Origin of the sequence: Leisingera sp. ANG-M7 (assembly GCF_000813965.1) — a bacterium.
Lineage (GTDB): Bacteria > Pseudomonadota > Alphaproteobacteria > Rhodobacterales > Rhodobacteraceae > Leisingera.
Map to the genome: position 1 here is coordinate 1 of NZ_JWLI01000005.1, position 23,724 is coordinate 23,724.

18 protein-coding genes and 1 tRNA gene are annotated in these 23,724 nt (G+C 62.0%); 11 read left to right on the forward strand and 8 right to left on the reverse strand.

Annotated features, from left to right (window positions below):
* On the reverse strand, window positions 1-518 hold a 518-nt coding region (locus RA26_RS05465), incomplete at its 3' end, for a BapA/Bap/LapF family prefix-like domain-containing protein (RefSeq protein WP_039181088.1).
* A 731-nt stretch (window positions 519-1,249) separates the two neighbouring features.
* Here RA26_RS05465 and RA26_RS05470 point away from each other — a divergent pair.
* The 3 genes from RA26_RS05470 to RA26_RS05480 are packed head-to-tail and all read left to right on the forward strand — an operon-like array spanning window position 1,250 to window position 6,041.
* Window positions 1,250-3,184 (forward strand): PrkA family serine protein kinase, encoded by a 1,935-nt coding sequence (locus RA26_RS05470; RefSeq protein ID WP_039181091.1) that lies wholly within the window; start codon window positions 1,250-1,252, stop codon window positions 3,182-3,184.
* 18 nt (window positions 3,185-3,202) lie between these two features.
* On the forward strand, window positions 3,203-4,540 hold the full coding sequence (locus RA26_RS05475) for a YeaH/YhbH family protein (protein ID WP_039181094.1): 1,338 nt from the start codon (window positions 3,203-3,205) through the stop codon (window positions 4,538-4,540).
* A complete protein-coding gene (locus RA26_RS05480) occupies window positions 4,527-6,041 on the forward strand; it encodes a SpoVR family protein (RefSeq protein ID WP_039181097.1) in 1,515 nt (504 codons plus the stop codon). The genes RA26_RS05475 and RA26_RS05480 overlap by 14 nt, the downstream gene beginning before the upstream one ends.
* Window positions 6,042-6,117: 76 nt before the next feature.
* Here the strand turns inward: RA26_RS05480 and RA26_RS05485 are convergent, their stop codons facing one another.
* Window positions 6,118-7,230 carry an S-(hydroxymethyl)glutathione dehydrogenase/class III alcohol dehydrogenase gene (locus RA26_RS05485; protein WP_039182017.1) on the reverse strand — a complete coding sequence of 371 codons (1,113 nt, stop codon included), beginning with the start codon at window positions 7,228-7,230 and terminating at the stop codon, window positions 6,118-6,120.
* Between the two features lie 356 nt (window positions 7,231-7,586).
* On the opposite strand from RA26_RS05485, the gene RA26_RS05490 reads away from it, so the two are divergent.
* Both RA26_RS05490 and cueR read left to right on the forward strand, forming a co-directional pair.
* Window positions 7,587-10,094 (forward strand): heavy metal translocating P-type ATPase, encoded by a 2,508-nt coding sequence (locus RA26_RS05490; RefSeq protein WP_039181100.1) that lies wholly within the window; start codon window positions 7,587-7,589, stop codon window positions 10,092-10,094.
* On the forward strand, window positions 10,091-10,480 hold the full coding sequence (gene cueR / locus RA26_RS05495) for a Cu(I)-responsive transcriptional regulator (protein WP_039181103.1): 390 nt from the start codon (window positions 10,091-10,093) through the stop codon (window positions 10,478-10,480). Before RA26_RS05490 ends, cueR begins: the two co-directional genes overlap by 4 nt.
* A gap of 107 nt (window positions 10,481-10,587) precedes the next feature.
* Here the strand turns inward: cueR and RA26_RS05500 are convergent, their stop codons facing one another.
* The 4 genes from RA26_RS05500 to pcaC are packed head-to-tail and all read right to left on the reverse strand — an operon-like array spanning window position 10,588 to window position 13,179.
* Entirely contained in the window at window positions 10,588-11,418 is an 831-nt protein-coding gene (locus tag RA26_RS05500; RefSeq protein ID WP_039181107.1) for a 3-keto-5-aminohexanoate cleavage protein, read from the reverse strand.
* Between the two features lie 11 nt (window positions 11,419-11,429).
* A complete protein-coding gene (pcaG, locus tag RA26_RS05505) occupies window positions 11,430-12,050 on the reverse strand; it encodes a protocatechuate 3,4-dioxygenase subunit alpha (RefSeq protein ID WP_039181110.1) in 621 nt (206 codons plus the stop codon).
* Window positions 12,050-12,787: a protocatechuate 3,4-dioxygenase subunit beta gene (pcaH, locus tag RA26_RS05510; RefSeq protein WP_039181113.1), complete on the reverse strand. Its 738-nt coding sequence runs from the start codon at window positions 12,785-12,787 to the stop codon at window positions 12,050-12,052. The genes pcaG and pcaH overlap by 1 nt, the downstream gene beginning before the upstream one ends.
* Window positions 12,784-13,179: a 4-carboxymuconolactone decarboxylase gene (pcaC, locus tag RA26_RS05515; protein ID WP_039181116.1), complete on the reverse strand. Its 396-nt coding sequence runs from the start codon at window positions 13,177-13,179 to the stop codon at window positions 12,784-12,786. The genes pcaH and pcaC overlap by 4 nt, the downstream gene beginning before the upstream one ends.
* 87 nt (window positions 13,180-13,266) lie before the next feature.
* Here pcaC and pcaQ point away from each other — a divergent pair, with 87 nt between their 5' ends.
* The 3 genes from pcaQ to RA26_RS05530 all read left to right on the forward strand — a co-directional run bounded on the left by pcaQ (window position 13,267) and on the right by RA26_RS05530 (window position 19,054).
* Window positions 13,267-14,193 carry a pca operon transcription factor PcaQ gene (gene pcaQ / locus RA26_RS05520; protein ID WP_039181119.1) on the forward strand — a complete coding sequence of 309 codons (927 nt, stop codon included), beginning with the start codon at window positions 13,267-13,269 and terminating at the stop codon, window positions 14,191-14,193.
* Window positions 14,194-14,492: 299 nt separating this feature from the next.
* Window positions 14,493-16,151 (forward strand): transcriptional regulator, encoded by a 1,659-nt coding sequence (locus RA26_RS05525; protein WP_039181122.1) that lies wholly within the window; start codon window positions 14,493-14,495, stop codon window positions 16,149-16,151.
* 404 nt (window positions 16,152-16,555) lie between these two features.
* On the forward strand, window positions 16,556-19,054 hold the full coding sequence (locus RA26_RS05530) for a methyl-accepting chemotaxis protein (protein ID WP_241482591.1): 2,499 nt from the start codon (window positions 16,556-16,558) through the stop codon (window positions 19,052-19,054).
* A 624-nt stretch (window positions 19,055-19,678) separates the two neighbouring features.
* Here the strand turns inward: RA26_RS05530 and RA26_RS05535 are convergent.
* Both RA26_RS05535 and RA26_RS05540 read right to left on the reverse strand, forming a co-directional pair.
* A tRNA-Ala gene (locus RA26_RS05535) sits at window positions 19,679-19,754 on the reverse strand.
* 185 nt (window positions 19,755-19,939) lie between these two features.
* Window positions 19,940-20,266, reverse strand: a complete 327-nt coding sequence (locus tag RA26_RS05540) for a TIGR02300 family protein (RefSeq protein ID WP_039151541.1) — start codon at window positions 20,264-20,266, stop codon at window positions 19,940-19,942.
* Between the two features lie 100 nt (window positions 20,267-20,366).
* Here RA26_RS05540 and RA26_RS05545 point away from each other — a divergent pair, with 100 nt between their 5' ends.
* From RA26_RS05545 to RA26_RS05555, 3 genes are all read left to right on the forward strand, one after another.
* Window positions 20,367-21,053: a M48 family metallopeptidase gene (locus RA26_RS05545; RefSeq protein ID WP_039181126.1), complete on the forward strand. Its 687-nt coding sequence runs from the start codon at window positions 20,367-20,369 to the stop codon at window positions 21,051-21,053.
* A 122-nt stretch (window positions 21,054-21,175) separates the two neighbouring features.
* Window positions 21,176-22,996 carry an adenylate/guanylate cyclase domain-containing protein gene (locus RA26_RS05550; RefSeq protein WP_241482592.1) on the forward strand — a complete coding sequence of 607 codons (1,821 nt, stop codon included), beginning with the start codon at window positions 21,176-21,178 and terminating at the stop codon, window positions 22,994-22,996.
* Window positions 22,997-23,051: 55 nt separating this feature from the next.
* Window positions 23,052-23,708, forward strand: a complete 657-nt coding sequence (locus RA26_RS05555; RefSeq protein ID WP_152612571.1) for a GntR family transcriptional regulator — start codon at window positions 23,052-23,054, stop codon at window positions 23,706-23,708.
* Window positions 23,709-23,724 lie beyond the last annotated feature (16 nt).

A 23,724-nucleotide genomic window follows, 5' to 3' on the forward strand; every position in this document is an offset into this window, starting at 1 on the left:
CAGCAGGTGTGGCTGGCGCCGCCGCCACCACCGCCGCCAACAATGGCTGCGGCGCCAGCCACACCTGCTGCAGCGCCGGCCGCGCCAAGGCCACCGAACAATGGAGCAGCCAGCGGCGCAACCACTGGTTCGATCCGGTCGACGTCCAGAAAGACCATGTCGTCATAGGCGCTCCACTTGCCGGCCAGATCGAGCGGCTCGTAGGTGGCAAACAGCATGCCGCCGGATTTGTCCTCCAGCACGACTTCCATGAACTCGCCTTCCTGGCTAAGGAACAGGTTTTTGCTGCCCCCGGTGCCGAAGGAGTAATAGTTCTCCAGCACCAGCTCCTGGCCGTTTGCCAGTATGATATGAAGGTTGTTTCCCTGCCTGGAGTAACTCTCAACATCAGCAGGCCTGAGGTTCAGCGAGATGTCCTTGGAATGAGACGCATCAAGGCTTGCTGGTGTTCCCTCTGAAAAATTTCCATGCTGTGTAGTGCCCGCCATGTCGCGGGTGATATATGCGACCGTGCTCATAAACTTACTGCCCATCTATAAGCGCCGCGGCCCGGAGTCCGGCCGTCGGCGTGTGGTTTCGTTGCCTGTGTTTTTGCCCAGCTGCCGTCTTTTGCGGCTATTTTGAGGCCACAATGTGACAATCTTTCCAGGTCTGTCCAGTATTTGTGCTGCGCATTTGAGGACATTTTATCACTGACCGTGTCCTGACTGCCGCAGATTCTCTAAGGTTTTTCACGCTTGTGTGATGCGGCCTCGGTTGCTTTTACTTGCGGAGGCGATGCTGTGGGGAGACGTGAACGCCTTGTCAGAATAGTCCGGGGGGAGGGGAGCGGGCTGGGGGTACCTTCTTTCTGAAGCGGGTTTCTGAAGGAGATGTCGATGTAAAAATCTCCCAAATGCCGCGCTGCAAAAAGGTTGTGTACCAACAGTGATCGCTGTGATGTGAAGATAATTTCCCGCAAAACTTTCTGGCAATTAATTAAAAGTACACCACTTTCAGATAGTAAGAAGTTCGTAATTGGTGTAAGCTCGAGAGTAAGTAATACGACGCCGATAGCCCTGGATTCCGGGCGCAGGCCGCCGCCAAGAGCGGCCAGCCGGACGTAACACCGCCAGAAGCGGCGCCGAGCAGAAATCAGAACTCAACACTAACGCGGACATCCATGCCCACGCGCTGGGCACTCTCTGTCCGTGCGCGATCTTAAACGCCAGGAGGAACGGCGCGAGTTAACCAGGAGGCTTGATCCAAGATGAAAGACATTGCCGAACTTTTTGCAGAGCAGTACGGCGAAACGCGCGAGCAGGAAATGCCGTTGCAGGAGTATTTGAACGCCTGCCGCGACGATCCAAGCCTGTACGCAAACGTCGCCGAGAGGATGCTGAAGGCAATTGGCGAAGAGGAGCTGGTGGACACGTCCAAGGACGTACGGCTCGGGCCGATCTTTCAGAACCGGACAATCAAACGCTACAGCGCCTTCCACGATTTCTTCGGTATGGAAGATACAATTGAGCGGATCGTCGGATACTTCCGCCACGCCGCTCAGGGGCTGGAGGAACGCAAGCAGATCCTCTACCTGCTGGGCCCCGTTGGCGGCGGCAAGTCCTCTTTGGCGGAGCGTCTGAAACGCTTGGTTGAGGATCAGCCGATTTTTGTGCTGAAAGCTGGTGACCAGATATCACCGATTTTCGAAAGCCCGCTGGGGCTGTTCGACCCTGTCCGCATGGGCAAGGTTTTGGAAGAAGAATACGGTATTGCGCAGCATCGCCTGCCGGGTCTGATGTCGCCTTGGGCGGTGCAGCGGCTGGATGAATTTGATGGCGATATCAACAAGTTCTCGGTTGTCCGGTTGTATCCGTCGCGCCTGCGCCGGATCTGTGTGGCCAAAGTGGAGCCGGGCGATGAGAACAATCAGGATATCTCGACCCTCGTCGGCAAAGTCGACATCCGGCAGCTGGAACATTTCAGCCAGGACAATCCGGACGCCTATAGCTTCTCCGGCGGGTTGAACCGGGCGACCCAGGGCATTCTGGAATTTGTCGAGATGTTCAAGGCGCCGATCAAGATGCTGCACCCGCTGCTGACGGCGACCCAGGAAGGCAACTACATGGGAACCGAAAGCTTTGGCGCGATCCCGTTCAATGGCCTGATCCTGGCGCATTCCAATGAGTCAGAATGGCAGTCTTTCAAGAACAACAAGAACAACGAGGCGTTCATCGACAGGGTGTCGATCGTCAAGGTGCCTTATTGCCTGCGGGTTTCGGATGAAACTTCGATCTATGAAAAGCTGATCGAGTACAGCGAACTGCGGGAGGCCCCATGCGCACCTGAAACGCTGAAGATCCTCAGCCGCTTCTCGGTGCTGACGCGCCTGAAGCCGCATGAGAATTCCAACCTCTACTCCAAGATGCGGGTCTATGACGGCGAAAGCCTGAAGGACACCGACCCCAAGGCGAAGACGGTGCAAGAGTATCAGGACCGCGCCGGCGTGGATGAGGGGATGAATGGTATTTCCACCCGCTTCGCCTTCAAGGTGCTGTCGACCACCTTCAACTTCGACACCAACGAGGTGGCAGCGGACCCGGTGCATCTGATGTATGTGCTGGAGCAGATGATCAAACGCGAGCAGTTTCCGCAGGAGACAGAGCAAAAATATCTGGAGTTCATAAAGACCGAACTTGCCCCCCGTTATGAGGAGTTCATCGGCAACGAAATCCAGAAGGCGTACCTCGAAAGTTATACAGAATACGGCCAGAACGTCTTTGACCGTTACATCTCCTATGCCGATGCCTGGATCGAGGAGCAGGATTATAAAGATCCTGATACCGGCCAGCTCTACAACCGCGAGGTTCTGGATGCCGAGCTTAGCAAGATCGAGAAGCCGGTCGGCATCGCCAATCCCAAGGACTTCCGCAACGAGGTGGTCAAGTTCGCTCTGCGCCACCGCGCAAATACCGGCAAGAACCCGGCCTGGAACTCCTATGAGAAGCTGCGCGATGTGATCGAGAAGCACATGTTCAGCCAGGTTGAGGAACTGCTGCCGGTAATCTCCTTCGGGTCCAAGAAAGACAGCAAGACCGAAGGCAAGCATCAGGAGTTCGTCGAGCGGATGCGCGGCCATGGCTATACCGATCGCCAGGTGCGGCGTCTGGTCGAATGGTACATGCGGGTCAACAAGGCGGGCTAAAGAGGAGCGCTGTGCAACATGCATCATTTCATCGACAGGCGCGCCAATCCAAAGGGCAAGAGCCTAGGGAACCGCCAGCGGTTCCTGCGGCGGGCCCGTGAGAACATTAAGGAGCGCGTCGACCAGTCGGTCCGGGGGAAGTCGATCCAAAACGGAAGCGGTGTCCCGGATGAAGGCGAAAAGGTCACCATCCCGACCCGGGGATTGAAGGAGCCGCGGTTCTTTCATTCCTCCAAGGGCGGCATGCGCCGCCATGTGCTGCCAGGCAACAAGGATTTTGTTGTCGGCGACACCATCAAACGGCCGCAGGGCGGTGCCGGGCAGGGCGGCCGCCAAGCGTCTGAGGACGGTGATGGCGAGGACGAGTTTTCTTTCACCCTGACCCAGGAAGAGTACCTGGAAATCCTGTTTGAGGGGCTTGAACTTCCGGATCTGGTGGAAAAGGCGACGGTGGAAACCGAAACCATTGGCACCCGCCGCGCGGGTCTGACCACTGCGGGCACGCCAAACAACCTGAACCTGGTGCGCACCATGCGCAATTCGCTGGGCCGCCGCATCGCCCTGCAGCGCCCCACCACCAAATCCCAGCGCGAATTGGAAGAACAGATCTCTGAGCTGGAGGCGCTGGATGAGCGCACCCCGCCGCAGGAGGATTTCCTGGAGGCGCTGAAAAAGCGGCTGGAGGGCATCATCCGCAAGCGCAAGGTGGTCGGCTACATCGACCCGCTGGATCTGCGCTATGACACCTTTGTGCCGGAAAAAATCCGCAATTCCCGTGCCGTGGTGTTCTGCCTGATGGATGTCTCCGGCTCCATGCAAGAGCGCGAGAAGGACCTGGCCAAACGCTTCTTCCTGCTTCTGCATCTATTCCTGGAACGCTGCTATGAGCACACCGAACTGGTGTTCGTGCGCCACACCCACCACGCCCAGGAGGTCGATGAGGAAACCTTCTTCTATGCCCGTGAAACCGGCGGCACCATCGTGTCGACCGCGCTGGAGAAGATGAAGGAGATCATCGAGGAACGCTATCCGCCGGATGAGTGGAACATCTACGGCGCCCAGGCCTCGGACGGGGAGAACTTCGGCAATGACTCGGTGCGCTGCAAGAACCTGTTGCTGAATGACCTGCTGCCGGTGAGCCAGTTCTACGCCTATGTGGAGATCGTCGATGAGGCGGCGGAGATGCTGCTCAACAACCCCGAAGCAGGCGAAGACCTGTGGCAGAACTACCGCGAAGTGAAGAGCCAGGCGCAGCATTTCGAGATGCAGCGGGTTTCGCAGCCGGGCCACATCTATCCGATTTTCCGGGAGTTCTTCCTCCCCAAGGTGAAAGGGGTGCAGAATGCAGGCAGCTGAAACGGCGCGCGAGCCGCTGTTCTACGGGCCGGAATGGACCTTCGAACTCATGGAGAAGGCGCGCGACGCGATCGAGAAGATCGCGCTCGAAGATCTTGGGCTGGATGTCTACCCGAACCAGATCGAGATCATCTCGGCCGAGCAGATGCTGGATGCCTATTCCTGCGTCGGCCTGCCGCTGATGTATCAGCACTGGTCCTTCGGCAAGCATTTCGCCCGCGACGAGGCACTGTACCGGACCGGCCGACAGGGCCTGGCCTATGAGATCGTCATCAACTCCAACCCCTGCATCAGCTACAACATGGAAGAAAACACCATGGCGATGCAGACGCTGGTGATGGCTCACGCGGCGTTCGGCCATAACCATTTCTTCAAGAACAACTACCTGTTCCAGCAATGGACCGATGCGGCGGGCATCCACGACTATCTGGCGTTCGCCAAGAATTACATCGCCGCCTGCGAGGAGCGATACGGCCCGATGGCGGTGGAAGAGGTTCTGGACGCCGCCCATGCCATGCAGTCGCAGGGTGTGTTCCGCTATGGCCGCCCGCCCAAGCCCACCAACGAGGAACTGGTGGCGATGCAGAAGGTGCGCGAAGGCTATGAAAGCGGCCAGAGCGTGCTGGACGTCTGGACGGATTCGACCCTGGGCCGGGACAAGCTGGAGCTGACCGAGGACGCCGACTACAGTGCGCGGCGCAAGCTGATGAACCTGCCTCAGGAGAATATCCTGTATTTCCTGGAAAAGCACAGCCCAGTGCTGGAACCATGGCAATGCGAGATCCTACGTATCGTGCGGATGCTGGCGCAATACCTGTACCCGCAAAAACAGACCAAGGTGATGAACGAGGGCTGTGCGACCTTCGTGCACTACTACATCATCAACAAGCTCCATGAGCAGGGCCAGATCACCCAAGGCGCCTATATGGAAATGCTGCACAGCCACACCAATGTGGTGATGCAGCCGGAATATGACGATCCGCGTTATTCGGGCATCAACCCCTATGCGCTGGGCTTTGCGATGATGCAGGACATCCGCCGCATCTGCCAGGACCCGACCGACGAGGACCGCGAGTGGTTCCCGGATTTCGCCGGCAATCCGGACTGGCGCGGGGTGCTGCGGGATGCCTGGGCGAACTATCGCGACGAAAGTTTCATCCAGCAGTTTCTGTCGCCGAACCTGATCCGCAAGTTCAAGCTGTTCACCCTGACCAATGACGCGGAGCTGCCCAATCTGGTGGTCAGCCAGATCCACAACCGGGCCGGATACAAGGCGATACGCCGTGACTTGGCGAAACAGTATGACCTCGCCTATCTGGAACCGGACATTCAGGTCACGGATGCTGACCTGCGCGGCGACCGGGAGCTGAAGCTGACCCACACCGTGCGCGATGGCATCCACCTGGACGAGGACGACCAGGAAGAGGTGCTGAAACACCTGCGCACGCTTTGGGGCTATGATGTCCGGCTGGACGCAGTGGAAGCGACCACCGAAAGCTGATTGTCAGCTGACAACCTATGCGCGAAAACGCAGGCCCGGAGGCCTGCGTTTCATCTGTTTCACATGAATCCCGGGATCAGAATTCAACCACGGCGCGGATCGACTTGCCTTCGTGCATCAGCTCGAAGCCTTCATTGATCTGGTCCAGCGTCAGCTTGTGGGTGATCATCGGGTCAATCTCGATTTTGCCGTCCATGTACCAGTCGACAATTTTCGGCACGTCGGTGCGGCCCGATGCGCCGCCGAACGCGGTGCCGCGCCAGCTGCGGCCGGTGACCAGTTGGAACGGGCGGGTGGAAATCTCGGCACCGGCAGGCGCCACGCCGATGATGATCGATTCACCCCAGCCTTTGTGCGCGCATTCCAGCGCTGTGCGCATCACGTTCACATTGCCGGTGGCGTCAAAGGTGTAGTCGGCGCCGCCGCCGGTCAGCTCGACCAGATGTGCCACCAGATCGCCCTCGATCTCGGCCGGGTTCACGAAATCGGTCATGCCGAACTTCTCGGCCATTTCAACTTTGCCCGGGTTCAGGTCGACGCCGACAATCTGGTCAGCCCCGGCCAGCCGCAGGCCCTGGATCACGTTCAGGCCGATGCCGCCGAGGCCGAAGACCACTGCGCGCGAGCCGATTTCCACCTTGGCGGTGTTTATCACAGCACCAATGCCTGTGGTGACGCCGCAGCCGATGTAGCAGACCTTGTCAAAAGGCGCGTCTTCACGGATTTTCGCCAGTGCGATTTCCGGCACGACGGTGTGGTTGGCGAAGGTCGAGCAGCCCATGTAGTGGTGGATCGGGGTGCCGTCCAGCATCGAGAAGCGGGTGGAGCCGTCTGGCAGCAGGCCTTGGCCTTGGGTCGAACGGATTGCTTGGCACAGGTTGGTCTTGGGGTTGAGGCAGTACTCGCACTCGCGGCATTCCGGCGTGTAAAGCGGGATCACGTGGTCACCCGGCTTCAGGCTGGTGACTCCTTCGCCGACCTCGATCACAACGCCTGCACCCTCATGGCCTAGGATCGCCGGAAAGATGCCTTCCGGGTCGTCGCCGGAGCGGGTGAATTCGTCGGTGTGGCACAGGCCGGTTGCCTTGATTTCCACCAGAACCTCGCCCGCCTTCGGGCCTTCCAGGTTCACTTCCATGATTTCCAGCGGTTTGCCGGGGGCAACCGCAACGGCAGCGCGGGTCTTGATCATGTGACTGGTCCTTCGTTCTTATCTGCGGGACCGGGCCGCCATTTGGCGGGTCCGGGGTGAATGCTGTGCCGACGACTACGCCGCGGGCCGGAATGACCCAGCGTTACATTTGCGCACCGGCACGCGCAAGCACTGCCTCGGCACCCTAACAGGGGAGGCACCCTGGACTTTGCCCCGAAAGCGACAGCTGAGCCGCGGTCCGCGCCATCCAGGCGCAATGAAAAATCCTCGGTTTCCAGCAGTTTGCCCTCAGGGTTCCAGTTTTGGGAAGGAATTTCGGGTGGACCTCTTGACCTTCCCCTGACTGGAACCCTCATATCCATTGTCAAAGGCGCAAAACCGGCGGAATCCCTATGGCAGACACAACCCGAATTTCCCTGCATATCACCAACCTCAGCTGTGCTGGCTGCGCAGGCCGGGCAGAACGCGCGCTGGCGGCAGTGGAGGGGGTCCAGTCGGCCTCCGTCAATCTTGCCAGCGCCACCGGCCAGGTGGAGGCCGCCCAGGATGTGGCGTTGACCGACCTGACCGGCGCCCTGGCCGCTGCCGGCTATCCGGCCGCGGAAACGCAGGCTGCGCTGGTGATCAGCGGCATGAGCTGCGCTTCCTGCGTGGGCCGGGTGGAAAAGGCGCTTCTGGCGGTGCCGGGGGTGCTGTCGGCGAGCGTCAACCTGGCAAACGAGACCGCGCAGATCCGCTATCTGACCGGTGCCGCCCGCGCTGCGGATCTGGCCCGCACGGTGACGGAGGCCGGCTATCCGGCTCGTCTCAGCGGCGCGGCGGAGGATGAGGCGGAACAGGCCAGCCAGCGCAAGGCGGATGAAATTTCCGCACTTGGCCGTCAGGTACTGATCGCCGCGCTGCTGACCCTGCCGGTGTTCCTGATCGAGATGGGCGGCCACATGGTGCCGGCACTGCACCACTGGGTGGCGGCGAATATCGGCATGCAGAACAGCTACTTGCTGCAGTTTGCCCTGACCACCGCGGTGCTGGCGGGGCCGGGGCGGCAGTTCTATGCCAAGGGCTTCCCGGCGCTGTTCCGGGGTGCACCTGACATGAACGCGCTGGTGGCTCTGGGCACTGCCGCGGCCTACGGCTTCTCGGTTATTTCCACCTTCGCACCCCGGCTGCTGCCCGCAGGCACCGCCAATGTCTATTACGAGGCCGCGGCGGTCATCGTGGTGCTGATCCTCACGGGCCGTTTCCTGGAGGCCCGTGCCAAGGGCCGCACCGGCGCCGCGATCCGCAAACTGGCGGGATTACAGCCCAAGACTGCCATGGTGGTCTCCGGCGGTGAGGCGATCGAAACCCAGGTGGAGGAGATTGGCACCGGCGACCTGGTCCGGGTCCGTCCGGGCGAGCGGATCGCGGTGGATGGCGAGATCACCACCGGCAGTTCCTACGTCGACGAAAGCATGATTTCAGGCGAGCCGGTACCGGTCGCCAAGTCCCGCGGCGATGAGGTGACAGCGGGCACCATCAACGGCAACGCCGCGCTGGAATTCCGCGCAACCCGTGTGGGGCGCGACACCGTGCTGGCGCAGATCATCCGCATGGTGGAGCAGGCGCAGGGCGCCAAGCTGCCGGTGCAGGGGCTGGTCGACCGGATAACCCTCTGGTTCGTGCCCGCGGTCATCGCGGTTGCGGCGCTTACGGTGCTGGTCTGGTCGTTGTTCGGCCCGGCACCGTCGCTGCCTCTGGCGCTGGTGGCTGGTGTCTCGGTGCTGATCATCGCCTGCCCCTGCGCGATGGGGCTGGCCACGCCGACCTCGATCATGGTGGGCATCGGCCGCGCCGCCCAGATGGGGGTGCTGTTCCGCAAGGGCGACGCGCTGCAGCGGCTGCAGGAGATCAAGGTGGTGGCGCTCGACAAGACCGGCACCCTGACCGAAGGCCGCCCGGCGCTGACTGAGCTGATCTGCGCTGACGGCTTCACCCGCGAGGAGGTCCTGCGCCTGGCCGGTGCGGCTGAGGCGCAGTCCGAACATCCCATTGCCCGCGCCATCACGGCAGCGGCCGGCAAGGGGCTGCCCAAGGCGGACGCCTTTGAGGCGATCCCGGGCTATGGCCTGCGGGCAGAGGCCGAGGGGCGCGAGGTTCTGGTGGGCGCGGCCCGGCTGATGGTGCGCGAAGGCATTGCGCTTGGCGCGCTGGAGGCGGAAGGCGAAAGGCTGGCGGAACGCGGTGAAACTCCGCTGTTCGCAGCCATTGACGGGCAGGCGGCGGCGGTGATCGCGGTGGCCGACCCGATCAAGCCGGGCACCCCTGCGGCGATCAAGGCGTTTCATGATCAGGGGCTGAAGGTGGCGATGATCACCGGCGATGCAGCCGCGACGGCGCAAGCGATTGCCAGGCGGCTGGGCATTGACGCGGTGAAAGCCGAATGCCTGCCTGCGGACAAGGTCAAGACGCTTCAGGAACTGCAGGCGGAGCATGGCGCGCTGGCTTTTGTCGGCGATGGCATCAATGACGCGCCGGCGCTGGCAGCGGCGGATGCCGGCATCGCCATTGGCACCGGCACCGACGTCGCCATCGAGGCGGCAGATGTGGTGCTGGTGTCCGGCGATCTGCGCGGGGTGGTCAATGCGCTGACCGTCAGCCGCGCCACCATGCGCAACATCCGCCAGAACCTGGGCTGGGCCTTTGGCTATAACGTGCTGCTGATCCCGGTGGCCGCCGGGGTGCTCTATCCCTTTGGCGGGCCGCTGCTGTCGCCGGCATTGGCCGCGGGTGCGATGGCGCTGTCGAGCGTGTTTGTGCTGTCCAATGCCCTGCGCTTGCGCCGCCTTAAACCTGCCATAGATGAGGAGCAGGCCGCATCTGCGGCCAAGGATGCCGGCAAGCAGGAGGCGCGCGCATGAACATCGGGGACGTATCCAGCCGCTCGGGCCTGCCCGCCAAGACGATCCGCTATTATGAGGACATCGGCCTGATCAAACCGCACCGCAGCGCCAATGGCTACCGCTGCTTTGCCGAGACCGACCTGCACAAGCTGGCGTTTTTGGGCCGCGCCCGGGCGCTGGGCTTCACCATCGAGGACTGCCGCACGCTGATGGCGCTTTACGAGGATGAAAGCCGCGCCAGCGCCGATGTGAAACAGCTGGCGCAGGAGCATCTGGCCAAGATCGAGGAGAAGATCGCAGATCTTCAGGCGATGCACGACACGCTTGGCGAGCTGGTCAACAGCTGCGCGGGCGACAGCCGCCCGGACTGCCCGATCCTCAAGGATCTGTCCGGCGAGGGGTGAACCATCCGGCGGGGGAGGCGGGCGTGCTCCCGCGCCCGCGGCTGCCCTGACGGGCTTCCTGGCGGCCTTGGGCATGGCTTCGGGCCTGCGGCCCGAAGCAGGCGCCTTCAGGCCGGGCGCAGCTCCAGGATCTCGCGGGCCTGCTGCCAGGTGGCGACCGGGCGTTCGTATTTTTCACACAGCTTTGCCGCGCGTTTCACCAGCGCCGCGTTGGAGGGCGCCAGAGTGTTCCGGTCCAGCCGCATGTTGTCCTCCAGCCCGGTGCGGGTATGGCCGCCCGCGGCGATGGACCACTCGTTGACCAGGATCTGCCCCGGCCCGACGCCGGCACCGCACCACTGGGCCTCAGGTGCCAGCCGCTGCATGGTTTTGACGTAATAGTCAAACACGTCCTTATCCACCGGCGTAGCGTTCTTCACCCCCATGACGAACTGAACATAGAGTGTGCCGGGAATACGCCCTTCGCGGTTCATCTTCACCGCCTGGTGGATATGCGACAGGTCAAAGGCCTCGATCTCCGGCTTCACGTCGTAGGTGCGCATCTCCGATGCCAGCCAGTCCACCAGGTCCGGGGGGTTCTCATATACTCTGGTGGGGAAATTGTTGGAGCCCACCGAAAGCGACGCCATGTCGGGGCGCAGCGGCAACATGCCGCCGCGTTCGCGGCCCGCACCGGAGCGGCCGCCGGTCGAGAGCTGGATGATCATGCCAGGGCAGTGGTTCTGCAAACCTTCCATCAGCCGTGCGAACCTTTCCGGGTCCGAGGTCGGTGTCTGGTCGTCGTTCCGCACATGGCAATGAGCAATCGAGGCGCCGGCCTCAAACGCTTCATGCGTGCTTTCGATCTGTTCTTCGATAGTGACCGGCACCGCCGGGTTGTTTTCCTTGGTCGGGACCGAGCCGGTGATGGCAACACAGATGATGCAGGGTTTGCTCATGGGATTCCCCTTCAGATGTCGAAAAACACGGTTTCATCCTCGCCTTGCAGGCGGATGTCGAACCGGTAGACGGTTAGTCCGTCCCGCAGCTCTCGATTGGCGATCAGGGTGGCGCGGCGGCGCTCCCACTCTATCAAATTCAGCACCGGGTCGGCGGCGTTGGACGCAGCCTCATCCTCAAAGTAGATCCGTGTATTCAGCCCCACGTTGATGCCGCGCGCCACGATCCACAGGTTGATATGGGGCGCCATCATCTGGCCGTCCCGGCCAGTCACCGGCCCGGGCTTCACAGTGTCAAAGCCCCATTCGCCGGTCTCAAAGTCGGTGATCACCCGGCCCCAGCCGCGAAATCCGTCCTCCACCACTCCTGTGTGCTCCGGGTGGGCATAGACGCCGTCCGCATTGGCTTGCCAGGCCTCCAGCAGCACGTCCTTGACCGGAGAGCCGGTACCGTCGATGATCACGCCTTCGACCCGGATGCGTTCGCCCCTTGCGTTGGACCCGGCAATGTCCCAGCCAAGCTCCTGATCGTAGATCTCAAACCCTGCGGCGCCGGGGGCCAGGCCGATATGGACGTAAGGTCCGGCGGTCTGCGACGGGGTTTCTTTAAGGTACTCCAGCTTCTGGCGCATCAATTCCCCTCCAGCCGGTTCTCAAACAGGGTGGACCGCCGCCCGCGCAGCACAATATCAAAGCGGTAGGCGATGGTGTCCAGCGGAATGGTGGCGTTCATGTCGAGCCGCGCCACCAGCATCTCCACCGCTTCCGGGTCCGGAATGGTGTTCACAATCGGACAGCGCGCAATCAATGGATCGCCCTCGAAATAGAGCTGGGTTATCAGCCGCTGGGCAAAGCCGCTGCCAAAAACCGAGACATGGATATGCGCGGGCCGCCAGTCGTTCACCCAGTTGCGCCAGGGATAGGCGCCGGGCTTCACGGTGCGGAAGTGGTAGCAGCCGTTCTCATCCGTCAGCGTCCGGCCGCAGCCACCGAAACTCGGGTCCAGCGCCCCCAGGTAGGTGTCTTTCTTGTGCCGGTAGCGGCCGGAGGCATTGGCCTGCCAGATTTCCACCAGCGTATTCGGCATCGGCCGCGCGTTTTCATCCAGGACCCGGCCATGCAGGATGATGCGCTCGCCGATCGGGCTTTGGCCGGGCTGGGCAAAATTCGACAGCAGGTCATTGTCGGTGGTATTGATGTCGTTATGGCCGAACACCGGCCCGGTGATCTCGCTGGCGGTATTCTCCAGGCTGATCAGCGGAAACTGCGGCGAGCGGGTGACCGAGGTCTTGTAATCCTGCGACAGGGCAGGGGGGTGCCAGCGGCGGTCCCTCTGATAGAACTCCCCGGGCTGCGGCGGCTTGGTCATGCGGTTTCCCCTCCCTCGCTCTCCATTTCGGCATATGTCTGTTTGGCCATTTTCAGCGCACGGTTGGCCCGCGGCACACCGGCATAGATCGCCACATGCTGGAAGGCTTCCAGCACGTCCTCCCGGCTGGCGCCGGTGCGGGCGGTGGCGCGGATATGCATCGGGATCTCGTCAAAATTGCCGGTTGCCGCCAGCAGCGCCAGTGTCAGCATCGAGCGTTCCCGCAAGCTGATCCGGTCCGAGGCCCAGACCTTGCCCCAGGCGGCCTCGGTGATCAGTTCCTGAAACGGCTGGTCCAGCGCGGTCTTGGCGGCCTCCGCCCGGTCCACATGGGCGTCGCCCAGCACCATGCGCCGTACCTGCATGCCACGGTTGAAACGGTCTTGCGTCATTCCAGTCTCCCAGTTCTGAAAGAGTATCGCATACCGCAAGTGATCTGTATAATCCTCAAGAAGGCATGAAATAATAACTGTATCGGTATGCGTCTTTCCTCATCCCTGAAACTGCGGCATTTGGAAGTTTTTGTCGAAGTCGCTCGCAAAATGAGCGTCACCCAGGCTGCGGATGCGCTGGGTATGACCCAGCCCGCCGCCACTCGGGCGCTGCGCGAACTGGAGGCGGTTTGCGGCAAGCCCCTGGTGGAGAAATACGGCCGCGGCATCCGTCTTAGCAGCTATGGCGAACTGTTCCGGGATCATGCAGGCCGCAGCCTTGCGCTGGCCCGTGACGGGGTGGCTCTCTTGCAAGGTCTGGATGAGGCAGAGGGGCCGCTGGTTGCCATTGGTGCCCTGCCGACGGTGGCGGCGGATCTGGTACCGGACGCGCTGGAGCAACTGCGCGCCAGCGGCGCGCCGGGACGGTTCATGGTTATGTCCGGCGATAACCACTACCTGATCGACCAGCTGCGCCGGGGACGGCTGGACGTGGTGGCGGGACGGATGCCTGCGCCGGAAACCATGGCCGGGATAGGGTTCGATCCGCTCTATCGTGAACGGGTGGTGACGGTCGTCGCATCGGATCACCCGCTGGCTGGTGCCAGCCGCCTGCCGCCCTTCGCCTTCGAGGATCACCCGGTGCTGATGCCGTCAGAGGGTTCGGTCATTCGGCCGCTTGTGGAGCGGATGTTTCTGGAACAGGGACTGGCGCTGCCGCGCTATCCGGTAGAAACGGTTTCTTCGGCCTTAGGCCGGCGGTTTGTGCTGGAGCATCAGGCGATCTGGATCATAAGTCAGGGCGTGGTGCGGCCGGATCTTGCTGCGGGCACGATGGCGGCCCTGCCCATGGACACAGGCGGCACCCTTGGGCCGGTAGGATTATGTCTCCGGCTGGAGCACCAGCTGTCCCCGGCCGCCGCCCGGTTTTGCGAAGCTCTGCGCAGCACTTGCACAAAGCTGGGGCTGGCCTGATTTGAGGTAGAACGGCAGCGATCAGCAAAAGCCGTAAAAACACCCCTTGAGTGTTTTTCGCAGTGTGTATGAGCCAGGTCGGCAGTCCGGAGGTTTTCTCAATCGCTGTTCAAATAGAGAGCTGCGTGCCAGTATGGCTATGAAAAATATGAATAAAATTGATTTGGGGGAATGTCGCGTTCAGGCGCGGGGCAATTAATTACCTAAGAGGCGCAATCGGCAATTGCAAAACAACCTAAAGGTGTGCACCATAACGATACTTTAATATCTATTGTATCACGCGTTGAGTGGGGGTGCGAATGACTGTCCTTCTGAAGATCCGCCGGTTCGGTGCATTTGGAGTATTCCATGCAGATGGTGCGGGCGTGCAGCTCGGCGCCAAACACCAAGCTCTTGTGGCCTTGCTGTCCACCGCCGAGGGGGGGATACGGACACGGGCTTTTCTCGAAAAGACATTGTGGTGCCTTGCGCAGCCGGAACAGGCCAAGGCCAGCTTGCGCACCGCCTTGTCGACGCTGCGGAGGCACTTGGGGCCGGAGGCGGCCAAGCTGCTATATGCCAATCGCGAGAGGGTCGTTCTGGATCTGACTTGCCTGGAGCTGGATACATGCACAGGCGGGGCGGAGTTTATGGAAGGGTTTGAATTGCCCCATGAATCCGTGTTCAATGCTTGGCTGCAAGAGACACGGGCGGAACTTATCCGCAGGCCGGCGGGACCTTCAGGCCGGACAGGGGCGCCGCCGGGCCGTGTCATTCTGGACGGGCTGTTGCCTTCCATTGCCGTGCTGCCCTTTGCGCATAGGTATCCGGGCGAGTCGTCTGCGCCGCTGGGTTCGCTGGTTTCAGAAGAGCTTTCACGTTGCCTTTCGCGCAGCTGGGCATTCTCAGTTACCTCGTATCTGGCGTCGCGCCAGTTTGATCCTGAAACCGTGCGTCCGGCTGAAGTTTCATCAGTGGCTGGTGCCGACTATTTGGTGTCAGGGGCGGTCACCTGCGGCGGCGGCCGGTTTCACGCCGAGATAGACCTGCACGATGCCTTGCGCGAAAAGGTGATTTGGTCGCGCAGTTTCGAAGGCTCGTTGGACAATTTGATGGAGGGGCGCAGTTCGGTCCTCAGGAACGCCACTTTGCAGATTGGTCAAACTGCTGCCGGAGAGGCTGTGCGGCTGGCAGACTTCAAGCCGCTGCAGGATCTGGAAAGCCATACTCTTCTGATGGCGTCCATTACCCTGATGCAGGAAATGGATGTGCAGAAGTTTCAGCAGGCGTACAGCATCCTGTCGCATTTGCAGGAGCGGGAGCCTGGCCATGCGTTGCCCTTGACCTGGATGGGGTTCTGGCATGTGATGAGGGTCGAACGGGGATTGTCGAAGGATCGCCTGGAAGACAGCCGTCTGGCGAGCCAGCTGGCTGAAGCCGCGATTGAAGCCGCGCCGGGCTTTTCCTTGGCTCATACGCTGAAGGGGTTGATCTCCAGCCATCTCACTTTCAGATTCGATCAAGCTCTGGACGCCTATGATCTAGCGCTGCGCGACAATCCAAATGAGGCTCTGGCACTGCTCCTAAAAGGGGCCACGATGGCATATCAGGATATGGCTGACGAGGCCGTGCAGATGACCGATGCTGCCCGGCGGCTGACGCCGTTGGGGCCGCAATGCTATTACTTTGATGCATTGTCGGCCTTGGCGAATTTGTCAGCGCGTAAATATAGCCGCGCTATTGAACTTGCAGACCGCTCGCTGCAAGCCAAGGGCGCTTTTCCTGTGCCGCTGCGTTCCAAGGCGATTGCGCTGCAGTTGTCAGGCCAGGACCAGGAGGCCCGTAACACTGTCCAAAAGCTGCTTGAGGCCGCTCCGGAATTCAGCCTGTCGCAGTTCCTGCGCGACAACCCGGCTGCGATGAGTCCGGCAGGCCAGGAGTGGGCATACGCGCTGCGGCAGGCCGGAGTGCCGGACTAAGCTCCCTTAAAACTGCTTGCGGCGATGTTCTCTGCAGTTGGATGCCGCTTTGCCCCCATGCATCGTGTGGGGGCTTTCTGTGCGGTCAGGGGATCACTAAAATCTGCAGCAATTTCTGGGGCGCTCTCATCCTTTTTTTACGTCTTGCGGCGCTTCTTTAAGGGAGATGCGGGTCTCCTGCCAACCAGCGGGACCCTTGCCGCATGAATTGCCCGGGGCGCGGAATACGGGCGGAAGACTTGGGTGATAGGATGAGTTCTAAGAAAGACCTCTTGGCGAAACGCGGGTTTCGGCCATTTTCAAGCATTGGTGCGAAGATCACGCTTATCCTGATGGCGATGGGCGGGACTGCCGCCGCCGGAGGGGTCCTTGTCACACTGGTTTTTGCCCAGACAGGCCGCCAGATGGAGGTTTTGACTGGCGAGAAGGTGCCGCAACTGGAACTCAGCAGTCATATGGTTGATGCTGCAAGCCAGACCAAAAATGCAATGATTGGCGTTCTTCAGGCGGGTTCGGCTGAGGAGCTGTCCACAGCGGAGGCCGCTGCGGCAGCAGCGGTGTCAGCGCTTGAGGGAAGTGCCTCCGAACTTCCGTCCGCGGAACGAGCGCAATTTGCGCCTGAAGCTGCCGAAGCCTCGGGCCGGCTGAACAATCTGATTGCCTCCCGTCAGGCAGCATTCCGAAACCAAGCTTGGATCGACACTCAAACCGCCGATTTGCAAACCCTAAGCCAGGCAGTTCAAGAGAAGCTCGTGCGGGTGGCGGCAGAGGCGCGTGACAGCCTGATGGATGGCGGTGAAGAGACCATCATACAGGTTGACGAGGTTCTGAATAACTTGGTGGATCAGCAGTTCGGCAGCCTGCAGACACTGCTGGAAGCGCGCGCCGACATCAGTATTCTGTCCGGTGCCGCGTTGGCCTTGGGGCACGTCCGTGATGTGCCGACCAAGCGCGCGCTCAAGAAAATGGCTACTGACGCTCTGAAACGCCTGGAGCCGGTGCTGGGCCGTCTTGAGGAACTGGGGCTGGATGCATTCCGCGCCAAGAAGGTGAGCGAAGGCGTTGAGTTGTTTCGTTATACTCTGACGGCAAGCCGCAAAGAGCTGAAGGAAAGCCGCAAGCAGGTGCTGAGCGCCCGCAACGCCAGCGTTCGTCCGCTGACCCAGGCGATGGAGCGTATGGTGTTTACCTTGTCAGTGGCTGCCACGCAGGCCAGTGCCGACAACAGAACCGCCATTCAGGGGTTGCTGGACAATCAGGTTGATATGCTCTTGCGGCTCCTTGAAATCAATGGCTGGACCAGCGCTTTCCAGGTTGCTGCACTGGATATGGCGGCAGCTCAGAATATCGAGGCGGCCAATGCAGCGGCAGCTCCTCTGCAGGAAGCGGCAGCCGCCCTGCAGGGCTACACCGGGTTTGGTGATGGGGTTTTTGCAAAAGAGCTGGAGGGCATGATAGCGCTGGCTGATCCTGTTCAGGGTCTGCCGGCATTCAAGGTCGCCTCGCTTGAGGCGGCAACTGAAGCTGCCAGAGCGTCCGGGGCCACGGTGAAGGCGGTTCTGCAATTTGCCCGCCGTGCAACCGCGCTTGGTAACGGAAGCCAGTTGGAAATTGCCTCAATTGCAAACGGGCTGGCGGCTGATGTGAAGGGTGCCCAGCGGCAGCTTCAGTTTCTGGCAGCAGTTTCAGCCGGGGTGTTTGTGGTGGCTCTGATCCTCACCAGACTCCTGATTTTGCGCCCGTTGGCCGACATCAGCGGAACAACCGAACGCCTGGCCGCGGGCAATCTGCGCCCGGTAAAGGGCTACGAGCGCTCCAGCGATGAAATCCGACGTATTGCGACGGCCCTTGCAGTGTTCCGAGATGGTCTGGTGGAAAAGGCTGAGGTTGAGGCCGCCGCAAATGAGGAGCGCAATGCCCGGCTAGCGGAGCAAACCGCCGCAGTGACAGCCATAGGTGATGGACTTGAACGGTTGTCGCAGGGCGATTTGACCTTCCGAATCCGAGAGGAGATGGGGGAGGGGTATGCTAAGCTGCGCGATGACTTCAATGCGGCGCTTGAAAAGCTCGAAATCTCTGTCCGCAGTCTCAGTGCCAATGGTCAGTCCATCGCCGGCGTCAGCAGCGAAATATCTGCTGCCTCTCATGATCTGTCTGAGCGTTCCGAGCGAACTGCGCAGACCTTGGCAGGCACCGCAGCTGCGGTGAACCAGCTCTCGGTGTCGATTACCGGAACCGCCCAGGCTTCAGGCGAGGCCTCGGCCTCAGTCGAAGCTGCGCGCCGCAACGCAACCGATAGCATTGACGTCGTGAAGCGCACATATGGTGCCATGGAGGCGATCAAGGAAAGTTCCGAGAAAATCTCCCGCATCATCGGCATGATTGAGGCGATTGCACAGCAAACTAACCTTCTGGCATTGAATGCCGGGGTTGAAGCTGCCCGGGCGGGCACCGTTGGTAAAGGCTTTGCGGTGGTGGCGTCCGAAGTTCGCACTTTGGCGCATCGTTCCAAGGAAGCAGCGACAGAGATTGCCGCCCTTGTCGATGAGGCGGGCCAGAATGTTGAACTGGGGGCCGACCTTGTCGAGCAGACTCGGTCAGCCATTGGTGAAATCTCAGAATCCGTTGCCAGTGCCGCCGACCTGATGAAGACCATTTCCAAGGCATCGTCTGAGCAATCCGGCAGCCTGCAGGAAATCAATTCAGCTATGGCGAACTTGGACGACGCTACCACCCGGAATGCGGGTCTGTTTGAGGAGGTGACTTCCTCCAGCCAAGGGCTGTCCAAGGAGGCTCAGGCTATGGCGAGCGCACTGGGCGCCTTCCGCACAAATTCTGCTGTGCCGGAACAGTCTTGGGATGACGCAGAACGGCCTGAGTATGCTTGGCGGTTGCAGGCCTGAACAGAATATTGAAAAGTGTGCGGCGGCTGTTCCCGAATATGGTGCACGTCATCCCGCACCATCATCAGGCAAAGAAAAGCATACTTGAGCGTGCTCTCATAATAGATGACGCGCGGGTGCTGGAAGCCAAGTAGCATGGCAACCATAGAGGCGCGCTGGCTGCCCTTGGGCCGGCGTGCAGGTATACGTGTCGCGTAACTGGGCTCTGGCCCGCGATCGATCAGTTTGTCGTTCATGATGATTGGAGTGCAACTCACCTGGGCGCCGACCCGCGTCGATCGGAGCTGGCACTGGGCGGCAGGGGAGGGCGTCTCCTCAGCTCTGCACTTCCTCACAGATGATCGCGCGGCCGGATTCGGGGATTGTGTGTAAGCCGCGGTGGGTGAGCTCGGTGATGAGGCTGGGGTTGCCCGCACCGGGGCCGCCCGTCACGACGAAGAAATGGTCGTTAATGGGCCATCCTCGGTTTTGGCCGAGGGGAGGTCTGCGAAGAGATCAACACGCCGACAAGGCGCGGATCAAAGCAGTATGTATTTTCGTAGGGAAAATAGCACCTGTCTGCGCGGCAGAGGCAAATCCTCTGACAAAAAAGGCAGAGCTATCTGATGCTTTTCACTGAAGATTTGGTGGAGCCTAGCGGGATCGAACCGCTGACCTCCTGCATGCCATGCAGGCGCTCTCCCAGCTGAGCTAAGGCCCCAAACCTGTCCGCTTTCAGTGTCCGATCCGTTTCCGGTGCGGTCCGTCTTGCGGTGTGAGCGTCGTTTACGGGACGGCGGCGCGGGCTGCAAGCGGAAAAATGCGCCGGGTCCGAAATTTTTTGCCGCCGGTCAAAGCGGACGGTCCGGGGACAGCAGGCCGCGCCCCGGAACCGCTTGAAACGCCTTAGGAATCGTCGTCCGGCGACGACATGTCGGCGATGTCGTCCAGCGAGACGTTGTCATCATCATCGTCATCGTCCAGGACGTCATCGCCCAGATCGACATCGACGTCTTCGTCATCGTCCAGGACCACGTCATCCGCGTCCATGTTCTCTTTGGCCTTCAGGGTGGCCGCGTCTTCGGCATCGGCTTCGATCATCCGGGTCTTGCCGGTATCCAGCTCGACGACCTCGCCCGTGTAGGGGCTGACGATCGGGTCCTTGTTCAGGTCATAAAAGCGCTTGCCAGTGGTGGGGCAGACGCGCTTTACACCCCATTCTTCCTTGGGCATGTGGATCCCCTTGATTTACTGGTGAGTCGTATCGACGATTCCGGTGCCTTGCCATATGAGGGGGGCACTGTCAAAGCCAAAGCCTGGAAAGGGCGCGTGCATGGCCGAATATCATTTGTCCGGGACCCCGCCGGTGCCGCTGACCCTGCGCCGCTCTGCGCGGGCCCGGCGGATCAGCCTGCGGATCTCTTCGCTGGACGGGCGGGTGACGCTGACCCTGCCCAATGGGCTGCCGGAACGCACCGCCCTGGCCTTTGCCGAGGAAAAGGCGGATTGGATCCGGGCCAATCTGGAAAAGCACCCGGAAGCCGTGGACGCAGCCTTTGGCGCGGTGCTGCCCATCGACGGCCAAGACCGGGTGATTGAGCCTGCGCCGGGGCGGCGCATCCAGCTGGATGCCGGCCGCATCGCGGTGCCGGGACCCAATCCGGGCCGGCCCTTGCAGCGCTACTTGAAAGAACTGGCGCGCAACCGGCTGGCCGAGGCGTCTGATTTCTATGCGGCCCGGCTGGGCCGGGGCTACAGCCGCCTGACCCTGCGCGACACCCGCTCGCGCTGGGGGTCGTGCACCGCGGACGGTGGGCTGATGTACTCTTGGCGGCTGATCCTGGCTCCGCCCGCGGTGCTGCGCTATGTCGCCGCCCACGAAGTGGCGCATCTGCAGGAAATGAACCATTCGCAGGTCTTCTGGGACACCGTGGAGCGCATCCACGGCCGCTGGCAGGAACCGCGCGCCTGGCTGCGCGAAAACGGTGCCAGCCTGCACCGCTACCGTTTCGGCGAATAGAATCAGGGCTTTGAGCCGAGGGGCGCGCGGGCTAAGCTGGCACCAGTTGCAGTTGCCAGTTCCCGGTCAAAAGGCCCGCTTCCGTGTCAGACAAGCCGCAAAGACGCCTTGCCGCCATCTTCATGCTGGATGTCTCCGGCTTCAGCCGGATGATGGCTCAGGACGAGGCTGGCACCCTGAACCAGGTGCTGGCCCAGCAGCAGACATTGATTGCGCCTGCCATCCGCAGCCACGGCGGCCGCATCGTCAAGCTGATGGGCGACGGGGTGCTGGCGCTGTTTCCCAGCGTGATCTCGGCGGTAGAGGCGGCGGCCCAGATCCAGGCCGACGCGGCGCGCACCCGGCACCTGCAGTTGCGCATCGGCATCAATCTGGGCGAAGTACTGATCGCGCAGGGCGATGTGTTCGGGGATGAAGTCAACATCGCGGCACGGCTCGAAAGCCTGGCGCAGCCCGGCGGGGTGGCGCTGTCAGCCTCCGCCTATGACCAGGTTCGCAACCGCATCCCCTATGACTTCGAGGATTTCGGCCTGCATGAGGTCAAGAACATTCCCGATCCGGTGCAGGTCTATGTTCTGGGCGAGGAGCTGACCTCGCTGCCCTCTCTGCGCCGTAGCACCCAGCCGCCCAGGCCGCCCGCGCCTGCGCCGCGCGCGGGCCTGCGGCCTGCGGTGCTGCTGCTGGCAGGCTGCCTGGGGGCGGTCACCGCCGTTGCAGGGATCTGGGGCTGGCAGCAGGCGGGCCGCCAGGGCAGCGCTGCGGCGCCTGTGCCCGGTCAGCCCGCTGCCGCTGCATTCGAGGGCAGCCCGGTGATCGCGGTGCTGCCGTTCACCGCAGACACGCTGCTGCCGGAAACCGCGCGGGTACTTTCTCAGGACGTGATCCGCAGCCTTGCTGCCGCCGGGGGCGTCCGCATCATTGCTCCCTCCAGTACCCGTGCCGCCGCCGGGTTGCTGCCGGGTGAGGCGGCTGCGCTCCTGGGTGCGGAGTTTGTGGTGACAGGGCATCTGCCGGGAACGCTGCAGCAGGGAGTACGGCTGGAAATCCTGCAGGCGGCCGCCGGCAGCGGAGGAGGGGCCGGGGCCAAACCGCTCAGTATCCTGCCACCGCAGCCGCAGCCAGTTGCGGCAGTTCTTGCACCGAAACTGGCTGACAGTGTCATCCGCTACTTTGGCAAGCCGCTGCCGCCGCTTTCGCCGCCGGATGTGCCTGATGGCGCCGTGTTGCAGCTGTCCTCCGCCCGCAGCCTGAGTGAACAGGGTAACCAAGGCGCTGCGCAGCAGGCCTTGCGCCGGGCGCTGCAGATGGCGCCGGACTGGCCGGAGGCGCAGGTGCTGGCGGCGCTTTGGCATCTCGATATGCTGACGGGCGCCGTTGCCGGCCTTCCGGACCGGGCGGCAGAGGCGGCGCAGATGGCAGGGGGTCTGCCGCCGCAACCCGGTGTGCTGCAATTGCGGGCGCTGGCGGCACAGTTTTCCGGGCGTTCCGATGAAGCCTTGCAGCTGGCTGAACAATTGGCAGCGGCATACCCGAACGACGCCCAGGGCCAGCTTTTGCGTGCGTGGCTTTTGCATTTGGCGGGGCAGGGAGGCGGCGCTCAAAAAGTGCTCGAACACGTCCGCCAGCTCGACCCGCTGCCGCAGCCGATGGCCCTGACAGTGCAGGCTGCTCTTCACCTCGCGGCGGGACAGGACACAGAGGCCGCCGCGGCGGCGGCTGAGGCGATTGCGCTGGAGCCAGCGGCACAGCAGGCGCTGGTCCTGCACTGCGCCAGCTTGGCCGCGCTGGGCAGCTTTGACGAGGCCGCCGCCGCCTGCGCCCGGCTCAAGGGCGCGCCGCTGACGCTGGATCAGGCGGCAGCGGCATTTCCCTATTCCGCCGCGGCGCCGCGGCGGGCCCTGCGCACCGGGCTCAGCCTAGCCGGGCTGGCGGGCCGCCCTTGAGGCCGCGCGCAATTGCGCGGTTGACCGCAGCGGGATTTGTGATCACATGAATGGCATGAACCAGACTGTCCGCCCCACCCAGGAAGCCGCCTCAGCGCCCGCCCATGACCGTGTCTACCGCGCGCTGCGCACCCGTATCATGCATGGCGAAATTACCCCCGGTGCCGCGCTGACCCTGCGCGGCATTGGCGGTGAATTCGGCGTATCGATGACGCCCGCGCGCGAAGCGGTGCGGCGCCTGGCCGCCGAGGGTGCGCTGTTTCTGTCCTCTTCAGGCCGGGTGACGACGCCCGAGCTCACCAACGAACGGATTGAGGAGCTGGCCGCTCTGCGCGCGCTTTTGGAGGTGGAATTGGCCAGCCGCGCCCTGCCGCGCGCCCACATGGCGCTGATCGACCGGCTGCAGACAATAAATTCCAACGTGGCAGAGATGGTCTCCAAACGCGACGCCGTTGGTTATATCCGCACCAACCTGGAATTCCACCGCACCCTCTATCTGCGTGCCCAGGCGCCGGCAATGCTGGCCATGGCGGAAACTGTCTGGCTGCAGCTCGGCCCTACCATGCGGGCGCTTTACGGACGGTTGCGCCGCACCGATCCGCCGCAGAACCACCGCCTGATTATCGCCGCGCTGAAGGCGGGCGACGAGCCCGGTCTGCGGCTGGCAGTGCGCTCTGACGTGACCCAGGGCCTGCGGCTGCTGGCAGGCTAGGGCGGCTGCGAAACCG